This is a genomic window from Pseudoalteromonas fenneropenaei (assembly GCF_042643375.1).
Lineage (GTDB): Bacteria > Pseudomonadota > Gammaproteobacteria > Enterobacterales > Alteromonadaceae > Pseudoalteromonas > Pseudoalteromonas fenneropenaei.
In genome coordinates this window covers 68,198-87,922 of the sequence record NZ_JBHRSD010000023.1, presented here as the reverse complement: position 1 = coordinate 87,922, position 19,725 = coordinate 68,198, and the positions used below count along the sequence as shown (strand labels likewise).

General features: G+C 46.8%; 18 protein-coding genes. 7 read left to right on the top strand and 11 right to left on the bottom strand.

All coding sequences use genetic code 11. The features are described 5' to 3' along the window. Positions 1-3,090, bottom strand: coding sequence for an efflux RND transporter permease subunit (locus tag ACFOEE_RS13660; RefSeq protein WP_377125189.1), 3,090 nt, complete (start codon positions 3,088-3,090; stop codon positions 1-3). A 4-nt stretch (positions 3,091-3,094) separates the two neighbouring features. Next, on the bottom strand, positions 3,095-4,150 hold the full coding sequence (locus tag ACFOEE_RS13655; protein ID WP_377125187.1) for an efflux RND transporter periplasmic adaptor subunit: 1,056 nt from the start codon (positions 4,148-4,150) through the stop codon (positions 3,095-3,097). 281 nt (positions 4,151-4,431) lie between these two features. Between ACFOEE_RS13655 and ACFOEE_RS13650 the strand changes: the two genes are divergently transcribed. Genes ACFOEE_RS13650 through ACFOEE_RS13630 form a run of 5 tightly spaced genes read left to right on the top strand, consistent with a single transcriptional unit; the run spans position 4,432 to position 8,520 of the window. After that, entirely contained in the window at positions 4,432-5,163 is a 732-nt protein-coding gene (locus ACFOEE_RS13650; RefSeq protein ID WP_377125184.1) for a DUF2982 domain-containing protein, read from the top strand. Positions 5,164-5,172: 9 nt separating this feature from the next. Further along, positions 5,173-5,505 (top strand): hypothetical protein, encoded by a 333-nt coding sequence (locus ACFOEE_RS13645; protein WP_377125181.1) that lies wholly within the window; start codon positions 5,173-5,175, stop codon positions 5,503-5,505. Between the two features lie 12 nt (positions 5,506-5,517). After that, positions 5,518-7,164: an Lcl C-terminal domain-containing protein gene (locus ACFOEE_RS13640; protein ID WP_377125178.1), complete on the top strand. Its 1,647-nt coding sequence runs from the start codon at positions 5,518-5,520 to the stop codon at positions 7,162-7,164. A 17-nt stretch (positions 7,165-7,181) separates the two neighbouring features. Further along, complete coding sequence (locus ACFOEE_RS13635) at positions 7,182-7,697, top strand: Lcl C-terminal domain-containing protein (RefSeq protein ID WP_377125175.1); 516 nt, start codon at positions 7,182-7,184, stop codon at positions 7,695-7,697. Positions 7,698-7,752: 55 nt separating this feature from the next. After that, entirely contained in the window at positions 7,753-8,520 is a 768-nt protein-coding gene (locus ACFOEE_RS13630) for a YggN family protein (RefSeq protein WP_377125172.1), read from the top strand. Here the strand turns inward: ACFOEE_RS13630 and ACFOEE_RS13625 are convergent. From ACFOEE_RS13625 to ACFOEE_RS13600, 6 genes are all read right to left on the bottom strand, one after another. Next, complete coding sequence (locus tag ACFOEE_RS13625; RefSeq protein ID WP_377125170.1) at positions 8,517-9,365, bottom strand: amidohydrolase family protein; 849 nt, start codon at positions 9,363-9,365, stop codon at positions 8,517-8,519. The two genes, ACFOEE_RS13630 and ACFOEE_RS13625, sit on opposite strands and share 4 nt — an antisense overlap. Further along, positions 9,362-10,096 (bottom strand): SDR family NAD(P)-dependent oxidoreductase, encoded by a 735-nt coding sequence (locus ACFOEE_RS13620; protein WP_377125167.1) that lies wholly within the window; start codon positions 10,094-10,096, stop codon positions 9,362-9,364. The genes ACFOEE_RS13625 and ACFOEE_RS13620 overlap by 4 nt, the downstream gene beginning before the upstream one ends. An 11-nt stretch (positions 10,097-10,107) precedes the next feature. Then, complete coding sequence (locus ACFOEE_RS13615) at positions 10,108-10,593, bottom strand: FKBP-type peptidyl-prolyl cis-trans isomerase (RefSeq protein ID WP_377125164.1); 486 nt, start codon at positions 10,591-10,593, stop codon at positions 10,108-10,110. A 42-nt stretch (positions 10,594-10,635) separates the two neighbouring features. Further along, positions 10,636-12,090 (bottom strand): LysM peptidoglycan-binding domain-containing protein, encoded by a 1,455-nt coding sequence (locus ACFOEE_RS13610; protein WP_377125161.1) that lies wholly within the window; start codon positions 12,088-12,090, stop codon positions 10,636-10,638. Positions 12,091-12,238: 148 nt separating this feature from the next. Beyond that, positions 12,239-12,517, bottom strand: a complete 279-nt coding sequence (locus ACFOEE_RS13605; RefSeq protein WP_377125158.1) for a cell division protein ZapA — start codon at positions 12,515-12,517, stop codon at positions 12,239-12,241. Between the two features lie 37 nt (positions 12,518-12,554). Beyond that, positions 12,555-12,779, bottom strand: a complete 225-nt coding sequence (locus ACFOEE_RS13600; protein ID WP_377125155.1) for a DUF904 domain-containing protein — start codon at positions 12,777-12,779, stop codon at positions 12,555-12,557. A gap of 206 nt (positions 12,780-12,985) precedes the next feature. Here ACFOEE_RS13600 and ACFOEE_RS13595 point away from each other — a divergent pair, with 206 nt between their 5' ends. Continuing rightward, the gene (locus ACFOEE_RS13595; protein ID WP_377125152.1) at positions 12,986-13,822 is read left to right on the top strand and encodes a 23S rRNA (adenine(2030)-N(6))-methyltransferase RlmJ; all 837 of its coding nucleotides are present in this window, start codon (positions 12,986-12,988) and stop codon (positions 13,820-13,822) included. 6 nt (positions 13,823-13,828) lie between these two features. Here ACFOEE_RS13595 and ACFOEE_RS13590 read toward each other — a convergent pair whose 3' ends face one another. Continuing rightward, entirely contained in the window at positions 13,829-14,602 is a 774-nt protein-coding gene (locus ACFOEE_RS13590; protein WP_377125150.1) for a transporter substrate-binding domain-containing protein, read from the bottom strand. 158 nt (positions 14,603-14,760) lie between these two features. On the opposite strand from ACFOEE_RS13590, the gene ACFOEE_RS13585 reads away from it, so the two are divergent. Further along, positions 14,761-16,035 (top strand): EAL and HDOD domain-containing protein, encoded by a 1,275-nt coding sequence (locus ACFOEE_RS13585; RefSeq protein WP_377125148.1) that lies wholly within the window; start codon positions 14,761-14,763, stop codon positions 16,033-16,035. 68 nt (positions 16,036-16,103) lie between these two features. On the opposite strand, the gene ACFOEE_RS13580 is transcribed toward ACFOEE_RS13585, so the two are convergent. Both ACFOEE_RS13580 and ppk1 read right to left on the bottom strand, forming a co-directional pair. After that, positions 16,104-17,588, bottom strand: coding sequence for a Ppx/GppA phosphatase family protein (locus ACFOEE_RS13580; protein WP_377125146.1), 1,485 nt, complete (start codon positions 17,586-17,588; stop codon positions 16,104-16,106). Beyond that, entirely contained in the window at positions 17,581-19,668 is a 2,088-nt protein-coding gene (gene ppk1, locus ACFOEE_RS13575; protein WP_377125144.1) for a polyphosphate kinase 1, read from the bottom strand. The genes ACFOEE_RS13580 and ppk1 overlap by 8 nt, the downstream gene beginning before the upstream one ends. Positions 19,669-19,725: the final 57 nt, after the last annotated feature.

The following is a 19,725-nucleotide window of genomic DNA, read 5'->3' as shown; positions in this document are numbered from 1 at the left end:
TTATAGTGGATGGTGATCATCCTGCTCTTGCAGACGTTTGGCCAAAAATTCTGGCGATTGAGTACCACGCGCAAGTGCCATATAGGCGCAAGGTACTACAAATAACGTTAGCAAGGTTGCGACACTCACGCCAGCAAAAACTACTACACCTATGACCATACGGCTTTCTGCGCCGGGACCGGTGGCCAAAACTAGCGGAATGGCACTCATCACTGTGGTCAGCGAAGTCATAATAATAGGTCGCAAACGTTGTGCTGCCGCAGTGATCACCGCTTCTTTAAATGCCATGCCGCGGTCTCGTAACTGGTTGGCAAATTCGACAATCAAAATACCGTTTTTGGCACTTAAACCTATCAGCATGACAATACCGATTTGGCTGTAGATATTAAGCGTATTATCTGTAGCGTAAAGGCCAAGCATTGCACCCATTAAACCAAGCGGAACCGTCAGCATGATGACAAACGGATGTACAAAACTCTCGAACTGCGCGGCTAGCACTAAGAAAGTCACGGTCAACGCCAGAATAAACACATAGGTCATTGCCGACGCGCCTTCGTAGAAGAGCTGCGACTCGCCTTTGTAGTCTATCGCACCGTCATGGGTGTTCTCTTGCGCTGCGACGGTATTTAAGAAGTCCAGTGCTTGCTCAAGGGTATAACCTTCCGCTAAGTTGGCACTGATGGTAATGGCGCGCATCCGATTGTAACGATTCAATCTTGCCGCGGTCGCTTGCTCAGTCAAAGTGACTAAGCTATCCAATGGCACCAGCGCACCAGTGCGTGATTTCACGTAAATATTAGCAATATCCGCTGGGGCGCCAAAGTCGGCTTTGTCGCCTTTTAAGATCACGTCGTACTCTTCACCGCGGTCGATAAAGGTAGTAACACGGCGCTGACCCAGCATAGTTTCTAAAGTACGACCGACATCGTTGACTGAAATGCCAAGATCCGCCGCTTTGTTTTTGTCTATGCTAATTAAAAACTGTGGGAAGGTTTCTTTATAGTCGTGGTCAATGCGCACCAATCCCGGGTTTTTTTGCGCTTTGGCAATGATACGGTCACGCCAATCGGCTAATTCGGCATAATCATTGCCTTGTAGTACAAATTCCACTGGGCGCGAGTTGCCGCCACCGCCGATACCGCGGCGCATAATCGCAAAGGCGCGAATGTCGGTCACTTCAGTCATTTTGCCGCTGATCTCATCCATCACTTGCCAAGTAGAACGTTTTCGCTCGTCCCAATCCGCCATACCGACGATGGCCACACCACCTTGGCCGCCCCAGCCCGGTACACGTACTAGCACGCGGCTCAGCTCGCCTTGCTCAAGGTAAGGGAGTAGGCGCTTCTCGATTTCTTCCATATTGGCCGCGTTATTTTCATATGATGCGCCCTCTGGGCCATTCATCATCACAAAGAATGTGCCGCGGTCTTCTTGTGGCGTGAGTTCTGAAGGTATTTGTTTAAATAGCAAATACGCTGCAAAACCCGCTAGCAGTAATACACCACTCAGACCAAAAATACCGTTGATGTTATTATCTAAAATGCGCCGATAAGCACTCTCAATCTTAGTAAACTGGCGGTCCATCCAGAGGCTAAAACGCGAGTGACTTTCGTTTGCTTTGAGTACTTTGGAACAAAGAGCGGGTGAAAGGGTGAGCGCGGTAATACTCGAGAAAATAACCGCCGCCGAAACGGCCATGGCAAATTCGGTGAAGAGCGCACCAATACGGCCTTCCATAAATACTAATGGTACGAACACCGCCACCAATACCAAGGTAGTTGCGATAACCGCAAAGCCAACCTCGCGGGCGCCACGATAGGCTGCCAGTAGCGGCGGCTCACCAAGTTCAATGCGGCGGTGAATGTTTTCCAGCATTACAATGGCGTCATCGACCACTAAACCGATAGCCAGCACCAGTGCCAATAACGTCAGCAAGTTGATAGAGTAATCCATGGCCAGTAAAAACATAAAAGTGGCGATGAGGGCTACTGGTACAGTCACTGCTGGGATTAGTGTGGCGCGTACATTACCGAGAAATAGATAAATCACCAACACCACCAAAATCATGGCGATAATTAAGGTGCGGTATACTTCGTCGATGGACTCACGAATAAAAATCGAGGAGTCGTAGCTCTCTTCAATGGTGGTGCCTTGTGGTAAATTACGTTTGATCCGTTCTAATTCAGCGCGGGCATTGTCGACCACTTCTAGCGTATTGGCTTTGGCTTGTTTGACAATACCAAGACCAATCATGTTCTTACCATTGCCACGGAACATGCTTTCATCGTCTGCGGCTTCAAGATTGACCTCCGCGACTTCACCAAGGCGGACCAGATAACCTTGTTCGCCCCTTTTTAAGACTAAATTTTCAAAATCGTCACGAGTTTTATAACTACGCGCGATGCGCACCGCAAAATCGCGATCGAGAGATTCAATTTCGCCAGCCGGTAGCTCGACGTTTTCATTGCGTAATACTTGTTCTATATCGCCGCTGGTAATGCCGCGTGCCGCCATGGCCTTACGGTCAAGCCAGATTTTCATCGCATATTGGCGTTCACCGCCAATGCGTACGTTTGATACCCCATCGACAACGGCCAAGCGATCAACTATGTAGCGCTGGGCATAGTCCGACAATTGCAGAGAGTCCATGGTTTGACTATTGAGTACGAACCAAGCAATCGGGCTTTCGTCACCGTCAGATTTAGAGACCTCAGGCGGACGTACCTGCTCAGGCAAGCGGTCTAAGGTGCGTGATACCCGTTCACGTACGTCATTGGCTGCAGCGTCGATATCGCGGTCGATGTTAAACTCTATGGTGATATTTGAGCTACCGTTGCGGCTCGATGAAGAGATGCTTTTGATACCCTCAATACCTGAAATACGGTTCTCAATAATTTGGGTGATTTTGGTTTCTACTACTTCAGCACTGGCGCCCGGGTAGTTGGTGCTGACGCTAACAATTGGCGTTTCGATATCTGGGTATTCTCGCAGTGGCAACATAGTAAATGCCACAATCCCAAAAGTAAGCAGTAACAGGTTAATTACGATAGCGAATATCGGTCGCTTCACCGCAGTATCGGTAATTCTCACGCCTTTACCCCTTTACAACCACTGAGCTGCCCACACGGAGTTTTAAGGTGCCTTCAGTGATCACCTGTTGTCCTTCGTGCAGCCCTTCGGCTATCGCCACCCAGCCATTAAACCGAGTTTGGATCTTAACTTGGACGCGTTCTACCTTGCCATTGGCATCGATGGCATACACAAAATGCTTATCTTGCAGCGGAATAATGGCTTTTTCAGGGACCATTAGCGCCGTCACTTCTGCCAGCTGTAATTTAGTAAACAGCAGCATCCCAGGACGTAAGCGATTATCTTTATTTTTGAATTTTGCTGTGACTGCGATTGAACGGGTGCGCTCATCAATGCGAGGGTCAATATGCGACAATTCGCCAGTAAAAAGACTATTTGCATACGCGTCGCTCAGTGCTGTGACTTTCATCCCTAGCTTAAGTTGGGCTAGGTATTTTTCTGGCACCTGAAAATCGACTTTGATAATACTTAAATCATCTAAGGTGGTCAGTACAGTATTGGTATTCACGTATGCACCCACCGAAACCAAACGTTTACCCAAAACCCCAGCGAATGGCGCGGTTATAGTCATTTCTTGTAATTTAGTACGTGCTGCATCTAATTGCGCTTGTAGCGCGTCTACTTTTGAACGTTGCTCTTCCAGTTGCGATTTAGCCGCACTTTGGCTCTTGGCTAATTCGTTGAGTCGCTCTAACTGACGACGCTGCTCTTTCAAATTGATACTTAACTCGGCAACTTGAAGTTTCTCTTGCTGATCTTGCAGTTGCACGAGCTGTTGACCTTGCGCTACGCTGTCACCATCTTTGAAATAAATGGCCGTGACGTAGTCACTTTGCGCACTGGTAATATTGATCGCCTGATTGGCTCTAGCACTCCCTACGGCGTCAACCGAAACGGCGCGATTGTCTTGGCTGACACTGTGTGCCACCACTTCAGTGGCATTCATGCCACCTTGCTGGGTTTGCCCTGCTGATTTGGGCAGGTATAAATATACACACAGTCCTAGTAGGACCAAAATAAGAAAAGGAAACAGCGCTTTGCCGGATTGTTGTGACAACATGATACTTAACCAATAAAAGTGATAGCTTAAGTGTACAGAAAAACATCCCAAGGCAGCGCACAGGATGTCTCATAATTTTGTGTATTAACCGTAAAAACGACTAAATTATTTCACAAGTACCTGAATTAGGTTGCATTGTTATGTCAGCCCAAGCATAAGTATAGGAGTCTAAGTGGCGAAACAACCACCTTGTCAGCGCTGTCGTGTGATCCGGCGCTTGGTAATTTGGACTGTGCTGATGTACGGTTTGTACTATTGGCTGTATTTGAGTACCTAATGCTATGACATCACCTCAACACAAAGGCGCAGTGATGCTGCGTGCCACTGCAAATCGTTTTAGTATTGAATGTATGTTGGTTGGCGCGGTGGCGGTGATAGTGGTGATGGTGTTTGTCAGCCTAAGACCGACACCTATCTCAATCTTGGAAATCGCAATTGTGAGTGCTGGCTTGGTGGCAATTTGGCTTGGCTTTTTAAAAAGTCAGGAACCTTACTTCAGTATGAGCCTAGACACGCACTGCTTGACCTATCAGCATAAGTTCGGTGCATGGCAATTACCGCGGACAAATTTGCATTCGGCAGGTGTACCAAAAGTCACATTTGACTACACCGAGCTTGAGTTAAATGCAGTTGGTATTAAAATTAATAACATAGATGAATTTTTAATAGCATTGTCGCCCCGTTTGGCGGCAAAATTATTAATTGAACAGCGGCATATTCTTTTACAAGCTGTTAAAATGTATTGCAAAAATGGCAACTGCCCTGAAGACTGGTTAATTGAGGACTCAGAGTTTAAGTCGCCAAGTGGTAAACAATATCATGGGTTAATTGCCATGTTTGGTAATCGGATGGCACATTTAAGGCTCGCAACTGAATTTGATTTGATGTTGCCAGCGAATGTGTTAGACCGCGACATCTGGCAATTTGCAAACTTGTTGAATCACTGGAAGCGTGATCCCGAGCGTATTATGGAGCAGCTGCACGCGCAACAGACTTTGCCAAGAAGTAATTAGGAATAAGTGATGACAATAGAAAGGGCATACATTAAAAGTGGCCGTAATACTATCATTCATAAAGAGAAAAAAATCGATTTGGTGATAGTCAATGGTGATAATCAGCCAAAGATCAAGGTGACTCACTCCGGGCTTGAACCTTTCAAAGATGAACTACCGCGTAATCGTCGTGAAGCGAAAGAGCGTTACTTGGAGGTGGTTCAAGTCTCTAGTAATGAAGTATTTGGCGAAATGAAGCGGTTGTTGTTTATTCAGGCATTGGATGGCAAAGAATATAAAGTTGATTACAGCAAGGTGGGCACTAAGTTATTTGTCCGTATTCATCAGGATAGCTACCTATAAAAGGATAACGGGATGCAAAACCGTAGTTGGTTAGCGATTTGTTCTTTACTGTGGCTCAGTGCATGCGGTGGAGGTGGTGGCGAAGGCAACAGTACCGTTAATGCCAGCATTAACATCGGTGCGGATGTGCAAGTTGATGAAGGCCAAGTCGTTGATTTAACTGCGCTCGTATCGCCAGCTGGTGGCACGGTTGCTTGGCGCGTCGCCAGCGGTGCAAGTTTTGGAGGATTGCCAACGACGGGTGAAACAGTCAGTTTGACAGCCCCAAGTATTAAGGCCGACAGCGCTTATAGTGTGATTGCGGAATATACGGCACCTGACGGCAGCGTGGTGTCAGATTCAGTGACGGTCAGTGTTCGGTCAGTAAATCAAGTCCCGCTTGCCATTATTAGCCAAACAGAGCCAACTGAACTCCCTAGCAAATACAACGATACCATCACTTTAAGTGCAGAAGAATCGAGCGATCCGGATGAAGACGGTGGCATTGTGCGTTATCAATGGCAACAGCGCTCTGGCAAGGCTTTGACGGTGAGTAATAGTAACTCAGCTACTTTAAGTTTTAGCCATCCATTGTTGGCTGAAGCCGCCACCGTAGTATGGCAAGTGACTGTCACCGATGATGAAGGGGCAACGGCCACCGCCGAGGCTAGCCTGATCTTGGCTAAGAATAACCAATTAGTGTTTGCCAACGCCGGAGACGATGCCACCGTCACAGAATTTGAAACTGTGACATTAGATGCGTCAGCGAGTGTTAGTGTCAGCGCTAACTATCAATGTGTGTGGCAGCAATTAAGTGGTGTGACTATTACCCCGACCAATAGCAATGCCTGTAAAACCGAGTTTGTAGCACCCGATGTTGATGGCACGCAAGTGCAGCAATGGCGAGTTACCGTGACAGATGCACTTGGATACAGTGCCACAGATGATAAACAAATTACCATTGAACCTGTCAAATATGGCTTAATTCATGATAGCGGTTTAAATAGTTGTTTTGACAATCAACAACGTACCAGCTGCGGCAGTAGTCAGTTTCCACGTCAAGATGCGCAACTTGGCCGTGATAGTCTCGCCGCTTTACTCGATAAAACTGGCCTTGGCGAAGCGGGCTTTGATTTTACCAAACTTGATGCGTTTGCCGACGAATTACCTAACGATAGCAGCAGTTTCAGCTGTATTCGTGACAATGTCAGCGGCCTTATCTGGGAAGTAAAAGAGCCAGTGAGTGGTACAATACCTGCGGTGACAACGCGTGCAGCCCATAATACTTATACTTGGTCGTTAAGTGGTCAGGTGAGTAATGTAGAAGGCGGTGCCAACACCAGCTGTGCTAGTAATGTCAATTGTGGTTTGCAAGCTTATGTGGACGCCGTGAACGCAACCAACTACTGTGGTGGCAGTAACTGGCGGGTGCCAACTTATGTCGAGCTAATGGGGCTGTTGGACTTTGCTAAGCGCGGCCAAACCCATTTACTCGACACGCGTTTCTTCCCCAATATGCCGGCGCAAAGTATCAACAATCACTTGTATTTTTGGACCAACCAAACCAGTGCCGATGGGCAAAGCTTATCTCAGGCATACATCTTTGATTTTGCTAGTGGTAATGATTTAGCGTACCCAAAAAGCAATACTGCCTATGTGCGCTTAGTACGTACTCCTTAATGCGAGACGAGGATTTTATGAAACCGTTTAAAGTGCTGATTTTATTGTCTCTATTAGGCTCGCAGTTGGCGTTGGCACAAAATTGTTACCTCAACATTCCTGAAACGACCCCCGCAACTCGCTTTACAACCCATGATGATGGCACTGTCTCGGATAACCTGACCGGCTTAATGTGGCAACGCTGTAACTATGGCGAAAGCTACAACGCCAGCACACAAAGCTGTGACGGTCAGGCGACGCGAGTGAACTGGCAACAAGCTTTGCAAGCGTCAGAGAACTTCCGTTTAGCTGGGCATGATGACTGGCATGTACCGAATATTAAAGCACTGGCGAGTATTGTTGAACACCAATGTGTATTGCCGGCTGTCAATGAAAGTGTTTTTGCGGGTGCTAAAAACGATAATTACTGGAGTAATACCGGGGATTTAGTGCGGCAAGATCACGCTTGGGTTTATCAGTTTGCCGATGGTAAAAACAACCTTAAAGTGAAAACCTCAGATCTTTATCTGCGCCTAGTGCGGTTTGCGAAATAACTTTGCCACATCGCTAAATTTTGCTACGCTCGAAGCCCAAACTGAGGGGGGCTTCATGAAGCGCGTAATTCATCTGATCTCTACATTAGCACTTTGCTGTGGCGCAGCGCAGGCTGCAACCAAATGTGACGTGGAATTGGGTCACGGCCTTATCATCACAGATGATGTTATTCGGATTGTGGATAACGGCCAAACGCGGGTGCAAATTAATCATGATGAACAGCTATTGATTGGTGGTTATTGGATCGATCTCAATAGCGAAGAAATTCAAGTCCTCAAAGAATACTCACTTGGGATCCGCAATACTGTGCCAGAGCTAGTAGAGCTGGCCACTGATGGGGTGAATTTAGGGCTTTCGGCGATTGAACAAGTGGTCGAAAGTATGTCAGACAAAGAACCTGAAGTGTTAAAAACCCAGCTGCAATACGTTGAGCGCGCGCTGATGGACAAGTTCAAACGTGGCGACGATTTCTTTTTTATTGCTCCGCAATCTTTATCGAAAATAGATGATTTCTTTACCAAAGAGATCAGTCAAAAAATTCATTCTGCGGTGCATGGTTCGTTAGGGGCCATCTTAGTGTCGCTCGGTGATGCGTTTAAATCCCGCGAAGGCAATATCGAAGATAGGATCAATGATATGGGACAGCGCATGGAGATCATTTCGCGCGAAATCGATAAATCACTGCAGAAAAAAGCACATCAACTTGAAGCCAAAGCGGCTGAATATTGTGAGTGCTTGAATACGTTAGATAAAACAGAATCTCGCTTACAGGCAATCGTGCCCCAACTCAACAAATACGATTTGGTTAAGATCCGCTCTTAAACCTTGAGACCGTACAGGTCGGCAGCATTTTGGTAGCTCACTGAATTCCAGCTGTGCGGATCTGGCCAATACTGCTTATATCGCAGCCATAGTTCATCGTACTGCCACTGTTGTAAACATACCGGATAATTTGAGGCGAGCATAATTCGCTTTGCGCCCAGCGTATCGAGTAGTACTTGAAATGCTGGTTGTATTGCAAGCGGCTTTGCCAACATTTCCTGACCACTGAATTTCACTAAAATGTTAGCGTAGGGCGCGAAGCTGCTTAGGATCTCCTGCCAATCATCCATTGCGCTGAGTAAACCTGCGTGACACAGCACTAAGGTTAAATCCGGTAGCTGTACGGCAAGTTGGCAAATTGCATCACGGTAGCTAGGGTGGGCAAAATTGGCTTGCGCTTCGAAAATCAGCTGGTGTTTAGCAAGCAACGCCAAATTTTGCTGTGTAGCCGCCGCGCTCAAGCGTAGCCCGTCTTCGCCTTCGGTAATATCACGGATCCCAACGAGGTTTGGCGCTTGCTGCAGCTGTGCTAATTGCTCGGCAAAACGCTCGGGTGCTGCACTGATACATGCATAAGCAATGGCTTTATAAGGTAGCTCAGTGACATGCTCTGCAAGCCAAGCCAATTCGCGCTCAGGGGAGTCGTTATCAAAACCTGCTTCAATGTGCACAAATCCCGCCAAGTGCGGCAGCGCTTGGAGTAGTTCCACTGCACTATGATTTTTGCGAATACGTTCAAGATGCGGCCACGTAGGTGGATTGTCGCCCTTTAACCAATGATAATTGCCCTTGGCTAAATCAAACAAATGCAGGTGAGGGTCAATGATCGGCGTGCGTATTGTCATTGTGCGGTATAACCGCCATCTATTGTTTGGAGGCTGCCGGTGATAAAGCTTGCCTCTGGACTGACGAGAAATGCCACTAACGCAGCGACTTCACTGGCTTGGCCTAAACGCCCTAAAGGCTGTAAGGCCGCTTCTTCGGCAACAATCGTTGCTTTGTCTGCACCGCTACGGGCACAGTAGTTGTCGATAGCGCGATGGAACAGAGGTGTCTCTATGGTGCCGGGGCATACCGCATTGGCACGAATATTAAAACTGGCGTAATCAAGCGCGGTGGTTTTTGCCATCGACGCTAATGCCGCTTTACTGAGGTTATAAGCAAACGAGTTGCGTTTCGCAACTAGGGCCTGATCCGACGCGATGAGCACAATCGCGCCTTGCTGCTGTGCTTTCATCACTGGCAGTACAGCTTGGATAGCGCCATACGCACCTTTAACATTCAGCGCAAACAGCGCATCAAAAGTGGCTTCATCAGTTTGTTCGATGGTCGCGCTTAAATGCTTGCCAGCATTGGATACCAAGGCATCAATGCGTCCCGTTTCAGTCACAATCGCTGCAATGGCGGCATGGACTGCCGACACTTGGCTGACGTCACAATGACGGTATTCGCCACAGTCGCTAGCAGTAATATCGAGATTGAAAACTACAAAGTCATCTGCCAAGAGGCGTTCGACAATCGCGCGGCCAATGCCAAAACTGCCACCCGTTACAATCGCAACACGTTTACTTATCATTGGCTGAGCGCTTAGTGGTTGTGACCACAGCCGCCAGCGGCGTGAACGTGGCCGTGCGCTAGCTCTTCAGCAGTTGCTGCACGTACCGCAACGATTTCAACGTCAAACGTTAATGTTTTGCCTGCCAATGGGTGGTTTAAATCGCAATCAGCATTGAAATGGCCAACTTTAACGATTTGTACTTGGTGACGGCCTTGATTGGTTTCAACAATCGCAGTCATACCTGGTTTCCATACTTTAGCGCCTTGTAGGTGCTTAAGAGGAATACGTTGTACGAAGTTTTCTTGGCGCTCACCGTAGGCATCTTTTGGCTCAAGCGTCACGGCAAATTTATCGCCAGCGGCTTTGCCTTCCATTGCGGCTTCTAGGCCAGGCAGCATACTGTCGTTGCCATGGATATACGCAAGTGGATCACTGTCTGCGCTACTTTCGATTTGCGTACCCGCTTCAGTCAGGGTGTAGTGGAATTCAACCACAGAGTCTTTTGCGATTTGCATGTTGATGTCTCGATGTTTTAAAAACCGCTATTCTACGCCACGCTACAGCGGTTGGCTATTTTGTTTCAACCTGAGTTTAAGATTGTCTAGCGGATCAATAAAATCGTCTTGAACGACAGCGGCTTTAGGTAGCTTGACCAATAGTTTTTGACCCAACTTAAGTTTAGTGCGTTTACCTAAGTGATTCCAATCTGATAAGTCGCGCATCGCGACACCATAGTGGCGGCTTATCGACCACAAAGATTCGCCATTTGTGACCACATGTTGATGGTCGTCCAGCTCAGGTTTTTTTTGTTGGGTTTGCGCTACATACGGGCTTATCTCAAATTGTTGTAGCAGATTATGATGTTTATTCGGCTGGCTGATGAGCAAGGTTTCACCCACGCGGATCATGTCTTGCTGCTTACTATTAAGCGACTTTAACTGCGCCACTGAGATTTTGCTGCGTTTGGCAATCGAGTACAAGGTATCACCGGGTTTGACCTGATATTGCAAGCTAAAATAATCACGATAAAAGGCTTGTTGTACCAAGGTTGTGGCAGTGTAGGGGAGTAGCAAGGTGTGTGGCCCTTGTGGCGCGCTGCGATGGCGTAGGTACGCAGGATTGAGCGCGTGCAGGCGCTGTTTATCGAGTCCGCTTAATTTGGCAAACACCGCAAAATCAAATGGTTGAGCGATATCGAGCGGTGTTGTCGTGGCACGATTCGGTAAGCTCGGAATCGTGATGCCGGCATTAGGATGCCGTAGTAAAGAACTAAGCGCTAAAAGTTTAGGTACGTATTCCGCGGTTTCTTTAGGCAGTTTTAGATGCCAAAAGTGGGTGCTTTTTTTCAGTTTGCGATTGTTAGCAATCGCTTCCATCACACGGCCTTCACCGCTGTTATAGGCTGCGAGCGCATGTAGCCAATCGCCATCGAATTTTTGGTGCAGATATTTTAAGTAGGCCAGTGCCGCATCCGTAGCAGCCAGCACATCCAGTCGACCATCGTACCAAGGGTTTTGTTTTATACCAAAATGATGGGCGGTACTGCTCATTAATTGCCACACCCCTATCGCTTGCTCGGATGAGCGGGCATTGAGGCGAAAATCACTTTCAACAAAGGGCAATAAGGCTAATTCCATTGGCAGCCCCTGCTGTTTTACCTTTTGCACTATGTGATACAAAAACGGCGCAGCGCGTTTATTGGCAACCACTAAATATTGCGGTTGCTTGCGGTACCAAGCGATGCGTTTTTGTAGCCTTGGGTGATCAGCAACGTTAAGCCGCAGACCTGCTTGTAACTCTTGCCAAAGGTCATCGTAACTGACTTTTGGTTTGGCTTTTGGCGGCGCGCTTGCCACTTTGCTTGTACTTGGTGGCATGACAAGCGCTGCAGCAATTACCTCAGGGGAGCTGGTATTGAGGGATGCTTCATTTAGTGCGGTATTCGGCGTTACGTCATCTGTTGTGCTCAGTTGCTGATTGGCGGAGCTTGCTTGCAGCGACGCAGGGAGCATTTGACATGCTCCCAATAAAAGGACAGAGAATATAGAAAACAATAACTTAACTTGAGACATCCACACTTCCTCGCGCTCGTCCATGAGTATAGCAGCGTATTGTCAAAGCTGCTCTGCGGCGTACAAAATTTCGCCATAGTGTGCCTGATTATTTGGCTTGGCTCAACTTCTCACACAGCATTTGTAGGGTGTGGCTGGTATTTTTCTGCTCTTTCTGTAACGCATTGTACTCGTGGCAAAGGTGCAATGCGGCTAACAGTAAAGCGTTATGATCATTGCGGACGGTCGCGCGCTGGCGCATCTCACAAACTCGGGTATTGAGTAAGCTGACCGCTTCTAACAGAATGTGCTCTTGTCCGGATTCACAGGTGAACTGCTGGGTTTTCCCGAGCAGTTCGACAGACACCTGCACAGATTTATCGGCCATGGTGGTTCGCTTTGCAAGTCAGTGCGACAGCGGGCTATCAGGCCTGTTGTGCGCTTTGTAATTTTGCCAGTAAACCCGCGAGGGCGGTGCTGGTGTCTTTTTGCTTTTCTTCGTTGTCTAGTACTTCTAGTTGTAACGTTTCATTTTCGTCAATGAGTTTACTGACCTGTTCTTGTAGCGTTTGAACTTCTTGGTTTAACTGCTGGTTTTTTTGTAAAAGCTGTTCAATCAGTTGTTCGAGTTGAGGAAGAATATCGTTCATAAAAATGCGCTCTTATCACTGTGATTGGAGTCGCCAATGTAATGCAAACTGTGCTGTGATGCCAGTATTTACGTGACTTTGTACTGATTTTTAGCAAAAAATCAGTGATAATAGTCTATTCAAAAAATTTTATTCACATGCGGTTCAGTGATTGCTGAATTTTTGTACTGTTTGTGCTGTGTCTTTCTCCACAACGAGGATATTTCATGCTTAGTTATCGCCACTCTTTTCATGCTGGCAACCCAGCGGATGTGATCAAACATTTGGTGTTGGCGCAGGTCCTTGAATATATGACACGTAAAGACAAGCCATTCGATTATATCGACACCCATTCAGGCGCTGGGCTATTCGAACTGGCTGGCAGCGATGCGCAAAAAACCAAAGAGTATCTGCAAGGGATAGGCAAGCTGTGGGATGCAAAAGTTAAGCACCCAGCGTTGCAACATTACATAGCGTTAGTGAAGTCGTTTAATAACAAAAATTTGGCATTTTACCCTGGTTCACCAAAAGTGGCTGAGTCGTTTTTGCGCCGCGAGGATAAAGGCTGGTTTTTTGAGTTACATCCACGTGATTTAAGGTTATTAGAGCAAAATACCGCCCATAAAAAATCGTTACGGGTGCGTGCTGAAGATGGCTTTAAAGGCTTACAAGGGCTATTACCCCCGGCTAGTCGTCGTGCCTGTGTCTTGATGGACCCGCCATACGAGATCAAAGCGGATTATGAGCGCACAGTGGAATCTATAATTGCGGCCTATAAACGCTTTAATTCTGGCACTTTCATGATTTGGTATCCGGTTGTAGACCGTGCGCGCATTGATTTGATGGAAAGTCAGCTCAAGGCGTCTGGCGTACGTAATATTCACTTGTATGAGTTGGCGACGAGTGCTGACACGTTTGAGCACGGTATGACGGCATCAGGCATGATAGTGATTAACCCTCCTTGGACATTAACTACAACGATGAACGAAGTTTTGCCTGAATTGGTGACTTTACTCAGTGATGAAGACGGGTTTTACCGCTCAGAGCAACTCGTGCCAGAATAACTTAGCTTATTGCCCGTTGATAACAGTGGGCAGCTTTTCTAAGCTGCTCACGTACTGTTTTTCAATCGCAATAAATGTACCACTGGCTTTGAGCTCCTTTATGGCGGTGTTGAGCTGGGGTAATAAATTTTGATGCTTTGCAAGTAAACGTATATGTAGCTCACCTTTTGAATGCAGGGCGCTATATTGGAACGGGATACCAAGTTCTTGACTCCAATAAAGCGCAGGTAAGTCGCCAATAATAATGCGGTCAACGCGACCAATGTGGAGCGCCTGCATCAATTCACGTTCGGAGTTAAAGTCCTGCCGTTCAAACTCGGCATCGTCATGATAATAATAGCCTCGCACTGTGCCGACCACTTGCCCCGCGAGCAAAGGCTGATGGTTGCGATTAAAATCAGGGCGCGTGACAACATATTCGTTGATGGCTAAAAAAGGCTCGGAAAACACAAATAGCTTGTTTTGGCGCTGTGTTTCGCTCAGCCAATCAGGACTTAACACGTCAAAATCAAGTTGGCCGGATTCGAGGTAGTAAACGGTGCGTTTGGCGGGCAGCACTAGGTTTTCGCCTTTAAGTGCAGCAGCAGCTAAGATGGCGCTGATACTGTCTGGGAAAATCCCTGGGTGGACTGGGTCGTGAGTATAATACGGAAAATAGTTACCCGAACCGCTCAGACTGTATTTTAGTACCGGAGCCGCATTATCAAGATTATTTGCCTGAGTCAGTTGCCATCCACACAGCAACATCAGTAGCGTAAGCCAGGTTAAATATCGCTTCATGATTTCATCATAACGCAGTTTTTTTCTGCATTGCAAAATCCGTTTGCCTAGACACGAAAAATTTTCCCTAGGCGTGAATTTTTTGGTTTGCTCAACACCCTTAGTTACCGTATGCTTTTTACATAGGTTAAGTATTTTTATACCTAAGTAGGAACGGGATGTTAATGAGTGGGATAGTAGCTAAAGTAAAAAACACTGCGGTGCAGTACATCGCGCGGCAAGCGATCCTTGACGCTGATCAGTCCGTTTTTGCCTACGAACTGTTGTATCGAGACTCGCACAATAACGCTTTTCCGGTTGGAGTCAGTGATGGACAGGCAACAGGTCGATTATTTTTTAATTCATTGATGTTTATCGGTGTCGACCGCTTAGCTGCGGGTCATCGCGCTTTTATCAACCTCTCCGATGAATCTTTGTTGCAGGAATTACCCAGACTACTTAAACCGACCAATCTCGTCATTGAGATAGTGGAGCGTTCGCAAAACATTCCATCACTCGTGGAAACCGTGACTAAGTTACGCGAAAAAGGCTATAAGTTTGCGTTAGACGATTATGATGGTGATGAGAAATGGGCGCCGTTGTTACCCTTAATGGATTATATCAAGCTGGAAGTGCTGGAGCCTTTGATAAAAACTACTATGGCGCTGAAGAAACTCAAACGCAATTTTCCAGATGTGAAAATTATTGTTGAGCGTATTGAAGATCAGCGAACCTATCAATATCTTAAAGCCGCTGGTTGTGACTTGTTTCAAGGATATTATTTTGCACGTCCAGAAATGCTGAATCATGGCAATATCGAGCCATCAAAACTGATTGTGTTTGAACTGCTGCGCTGTACTGCAAAGCCCAACCTATGCTTTAAAGAAATCCAAGACCGCGTGGCAAAAGACCTCAGCTTGACTGCTCGGGTGCTGAAAATGGCGAACGCCAAAGCAGGTGAAGAGCGCGTCGAGATGAAGTCTATCTCGCAAGCTGTGGTGTATCTTGGTGAAGATGCCATTCGCCAGTTTGTGCGGGTGTTGGCGCTCAGTGAATTGGGTGTAGACAGACCAGCAGAATTGACGCGCATGGGCCTTACCCGTGCGCGCTTCTTGCAGCTATTTTTAGAGCCAGGTGGCAATGATATGGCTGAGCAAGGTTATTTGATGGGCTTAATGTCTATCCTAGATGCTATTTTAGAAGTGGAGCTAGCCGCAATTGTACAGGAGTTCTCGCTTGATTCTTCGTTATCGAGTGCGCTACTAAACTACCAAGGCATGCTTGGTGGTAGCTTACAATTGGCACAGGCGGTAGAGCGTAATGATTGGCAAGAAGCAGAGAATATTCTCCTTGCCATTCGGCCAGCGACACCGGTTAGTGCTTTGTTCCATATGGCATTGGTGTCGCGTGATTATGCCGACGATATTTTTGCGGTGGTAACGGAGATTCGTTAATTCGTCATCGCTCAGCCCGATGCCGCAGAACACAACGCAATATAAAGCCTGTTACTAACAGGCTGATGTTAGCTGTAACTAAAACTTAGATTGACGCTCAACCAATAATCCTGCTCGCGGGCTAAATCGGCGGCAAATAAGCTGTGTTCAGCGAGCCACTCGGGCGATTGAAAACTCACATGTAAACTGTGCTCAGCGGCGGTAAGCGTGCAGCTCGGCTGAAGCTCGGCCTGACGTTTTTGATTAAGTAGCACCGCGAAGCGAAACAGCATCAGCAAGCGATAAAAATGTATTGCAGTGATACCAAGGAAAAATGGAATTTCACTGACTTTGATTTTCTTGCGATAAAAGCGAATTAGGCCACTTAAGATTTGCTGCTGTTCTTGCGTAAAGCCGGGTAGTTGGGTGTTACTCACTATATAGGCGCTGTGTTTGTGGAGCGCCGATGAATTAATAGATAACCCTACCTCGTGCAGTTGAGCAGCCCACTTTAACAGTTTAAGGTCACTGCGCTGTAACGCCCATGTGCTACTTACCTGATTAAACAGCGTTTCCAAACTCATACAGACCTGCTCCGCATGGGCCTTATCGACGGCATAACGCTCACTTAGGGTATTGATAGTGTTGGCGCGAATATCCACCGCATGGAAAGATTGCTGCATATCATGGAGCAAGCCTTCGCGCAGGGCAAAATCACAATAGTGCATTTCGCTCATTCGCAGTTGGCGAAAGACCGCGATAAGCACAGCTAACCCGCCTGGCAAAGTCGCAACGCGCTCTGCAACTAAGCCTTTTAATTCAACGCCAGAGAGCAACTTGGCTTCAACCAACTGGGCTTTGATGGCGAGGAGTCGTTCAAGCGTAATAGTGGGATCTTGCCAAAGCGCCTGACATACTAAACTAATGGCTTTGACTGTGCCCGATGTGCCGTAACAAACTTGCCAGCCATGCTGACAGTATTTGGCAGCAATGGATTCAAGCTCTTGCTCTGCGGCAATCTCTGCCTTACTAAAACGTTTGTCGCTGATGCGGCCGTCTTGAAAGTAGCGTTGGCTTAAGGTTACACAGCCAATGTTGCGACTCGACAGCAGCGCGTGCTGCTGGTGTTTACCAATGATAAGCTCAGTGCTGCCACCGCCGACATCCACCACCAGCCGGTGGTGGGTATCATGAAGATTGCGTGCTACGCCTTGGTAAATTAGTCGCGCTTCTTCTTGCCCAGAGATCACTTCAATTCGATACGGAAAGACTTTTGCAGCCAAGTTAAGAAACTGCTGAATATTGCGAGTTTTACGTAAAGTATAAGTCGCCACCACTTTAACGTTTTCTGCTGGGAAGCCCTGCAAAGTAGCGGCAAACTGATTGAGAATAGCCACCGCCCGCTCAATGGCTTCGAGCGACAAGTTATCATTTTCATCCAAACCGGCAGCAAGAAACACCCTTTGCTTTTCGCGGTGTAATAACTGCAGTTGGCCGTCAACCTCACGTGCAACCACTAAATGGAAACTATTTGAGCCTAAGTCAACGGCGGCAATGGCTGGATAATCAGACATGGTGATCGGTGTTCTCCCATTTTTTCAGAAGGTCATAAATGGCTATTTGTGAGCGAATTTTCTTGCGATTACCGCGGCGCACATAACTATTACGCTGCTCTGCGTCAATCACTCGAGCTTTCATTCTATCCTTAAAATGCATTTCTAGGATATCAATAATCACTTGCTTAAGCTTAGGGTCAAAAATCGGTGTACCCACTTCAATACGGTGATCTAAGTTGCGGGTCATCCAATCGGCGGAAGAGATATAAACCTGCGGATCGCCCTGATTATGGAACACCATCACGCGGGGGTGTTCTAAAAAGCGGTCAACAATACTAATGACACGAATGTTGTCACTAAACTTGGCAATGCCCGGCAATAATGAACACATGCCACGCACAATAATGCGTATTTTTACCCCAGCACGGCCTGCTTCATAAAGTTGGTCGACTAACTCTTTATCCACCAAGTTATTAATCTTTAGTGTGATTTTCGCCGTTTTGCCTTCATTTGCGGCTTTGATCTCATGCTTTATCAAGCGACCAATTTTTTCTCTAGCATTGATTGGTGATACCATCAAATGCTCAAAGTGATATTGGCGGTAGCTGCTTTCAATATAGCGAAACACCGTATCGCATTCTTCGCTTAATTCTGGATGCTTAGTAAATAAGCTGAAATCAGTATATATTTTGGCAGTTTTCTCGTTGAAGTTGCCAGTGCCAATGTGTGCATATTTGACGATGTGGCCCTGCTCTTTGCGGTGCACGACGCAAAGTTTAGAGTGAACTTTTAAGGCAGGGATCCCCATCAGCACTTTGATCCCAGCTTCACTCAGCATCTTGGCCCACTCGATGTTGTTTTGTTCATCAAAACGGGCTTTCAATTCCACCATCACAGTAACTTTTTTACCATTTTTGGCCGCATTCAACAGGGATGAAATCAAACGCGATTTACTCGCTACGCGATAAATATTGATTTTCAGCTGCGTGACATCGGGGTCGAACGCCGCTTGACGAACAAACTCCAACATATGGTTAAAAGTGTGGTATGGGTAATAAAGCAGAATATCCTGCTCCGAAATGGCTTTAAACACGCTCGGATGTTTACCAAACGCAGTGCTCTGTAATGCGGGTAGTGGCTGGTTTTCAAGGTAGCCGCGGCCGACATTGGGAAAGCTGATAAAATCACGGAAATTGCGATAACGCCCGCCTGGGATGAGGGCATCGTGAGTGGTAATGCCAAGGCGTTTTTTCATCACCCTTTGCATTTCTTCAGGCATATTCTGTTCAAACACCAGCCGCACAGGCTCTGCGTAAACCCGCTGTTTGAGGCCTTTTGACATTCTATCTAATAGACCTTCCTCAATTTCATCGTCGAGATTGTATTCTGCGTCCCGCGTCAGTTTAATCGAATAGCCTTGAATGCTGCTAAATTCGAAGAAGCTATTGAATACGTCCGCCAAAAAATAGCGAATCACATCGTCAAGCATCACTATGGTTTTATGACGGCGGGTTTTCTCTGGCGGTAACACGATAAAGCGATTAAGGCGATCGGTGGGGATCTCTAAAAACGCATAGTGATTCTTCTGGCTTATCATCTCCACGAACAAATAGGTCATGGTGTCGTTGATGTGATCAGAATAATCGATATTTTCTGTCAACAAAATGGGTGCCATGTGTTGTAACACATGATCATGGAAAAAGCGCTTGAGCCAATTTAGGTGATACTCCGATAGTTCATCGGGTAATACCACGTGAATATTGTGCTCGTGCATATCGAGTAAGATCTGTTGATAGATCTGATTAAACTTTTTGCCAAGCTCAAGGACTTTCTCTTGTACTGCTGCCATCAGTACTTCGTCCTCGTCGAAATTGGTTTCAGGCAAATTATTTAATAAAATTCGTCGCCGGATATCCGCAACACGAACGCGGAAAAACTCATCGAGATTATTGGAAAATATGCCGAGAAAACGGATCCGTTCGATAATCGGATTCACTGGATCTTTAGCTTCTTGTAATACCCGTTCGTTAAAGGATAACCAACTTAATTCCTTGGCAAAATAATTGTGGGCAAGGGGGGCAGGGGTTGAGACATTCATATTACTGTCCATGATACTACACGCAATGTCATCTTAGGTGTCAATCGTGACACTTTT

What these genes read in the sequence shown, in the direction of transcription:
- ACFOEE_RS13655 (WP_377125187.1), bottom strand. Translation starts at nt 4,150, where the DNA reads ATGTTGTCACAACAATCCGGCAAAGCGCTGTTTCCTTTTCTTATTTTG.
- ACFOEE_RS13650 (WP_377125184.1), top strand. Translation starts at nt 4,432, where the DNA reads ATGACATCACCTCAACACAAAGGCGCAGTGATGCTGCGTGCCACTGCA.
- ACFOEE_RS13645 (WP_377125181.1), top strand. Translation starts at nt 5,173, where the DNA reads ATGACAATAGAAAGGGCATACATTAAAAGTGGCCGTAATACTATCATT.
- ACFOEE_RS13640 (WP_377125178.1), top strand. Translation starts at nt 5,518, where the DNA reads ATGCAAAACCGTAGTTGGTTAGCGATTTGTTCTTTACTGTGGCTCAGT.
- ACFOEE_RS13635 (WP_377125175.1), top strand. Translation starts at nt 7,182, where the DNA reads ATGAAACCGTTTAAAGTGCTGATTTTATTGTCTCTATTAGGCTCGCAG.
- ACFOEE_RS13630 (WP_377125172.1), top strand. Translation starts at nt 7,753, where the DNA reads ATGAAGCGCGTAATTCATCTGATCTCTACATTAGCACTTTGCTGTGGC.
- ACFOEE_RS13625 (WP_377125170.1), bottom strand. Translation starts at nt 9,365, where the DNA reads ATGACAATACGCACGCCGATCATTGACCCTCACCTGCATTTGTTTGAT.
- ACFOEE_RS13620 (WP_377125167.1), bottom strand. Translation starts at nt 10,096, where the DNA reads ATGATAAGTAAACGTGTTGCGATTGTAACGGGTGGCAGTTTTGGCATT.
- ACFOEE_RS13615 (WP_377125164.1), bottom strand. Translation starts at nt 10,593, where the DNA reads ATGCAAATCGCAAAAGACTCTGTGGTTGAATTCCACTACACCCTGACT.
- ACFOEE_RS13610 (WP_377125161.1), bottom strand. Translation starts at nt 12,090, where the DNA reads ATGCTCCCTGCGTCGCTGCAAGCAAGCTCCGCCAATCAGCAACTGAGC.
- ACFOEE_RS13605 (WP_377125158.1), bottom strand. Translation starts at nt 12,517, where the DNA reads ATGGCCGATAAATCTGTGCAGGTGTCTGTCGAACTGCTCGGGAAAACC.
- ACFOEE_RS13600 (WP_377125155.1), bottom strand. Translation starts at nt 12,779, where the DNA reads ATGAACGATATTCTTCCTCAACTCGAACAACTGATTGAACAGCTTTTA.
- ACFOEE_RS13595 (WP_377125152.1), top strand. Translation starts at nt 12,986, where the DNA reads ATGCTTAGTTATCGCCACTCTTTTCATGCTGGCAACCCAGCGGATGTG.
- ACFOEE_RS13590 (WP_377125150.1), bottom strand. Translation starts at nt 14,602, where the DNA reads ATGAAGCGATATTTAACCTGGCTTACGCTACTGATGTTGCTGTGTGGA.
- ACFOEE_RS13585 (WP_377125148.1), top strand. Translation starts at nt 14,761, where the DNA reads ATGTTAATGAGTGGGATAGTAGCTAAAGTAAAAAACACTGCGGTGCAG.
- ACFOEE_RS13580 (WP_377125146.1), bottom strand. Translation starts at nt 17,588, where the DNA reads ATGTCTGATTATCCAGCCATTGCCGCCGTTGACTTAGGCTCAAATAGT.
- ppk1 (WP_377125144.1), bottom strand. Translation starts at nt 19,668, where the DNA reads ATGAATGTCTCAACCCCTGCCCCCCTTGCCCACAATTATTTTGCCAAG.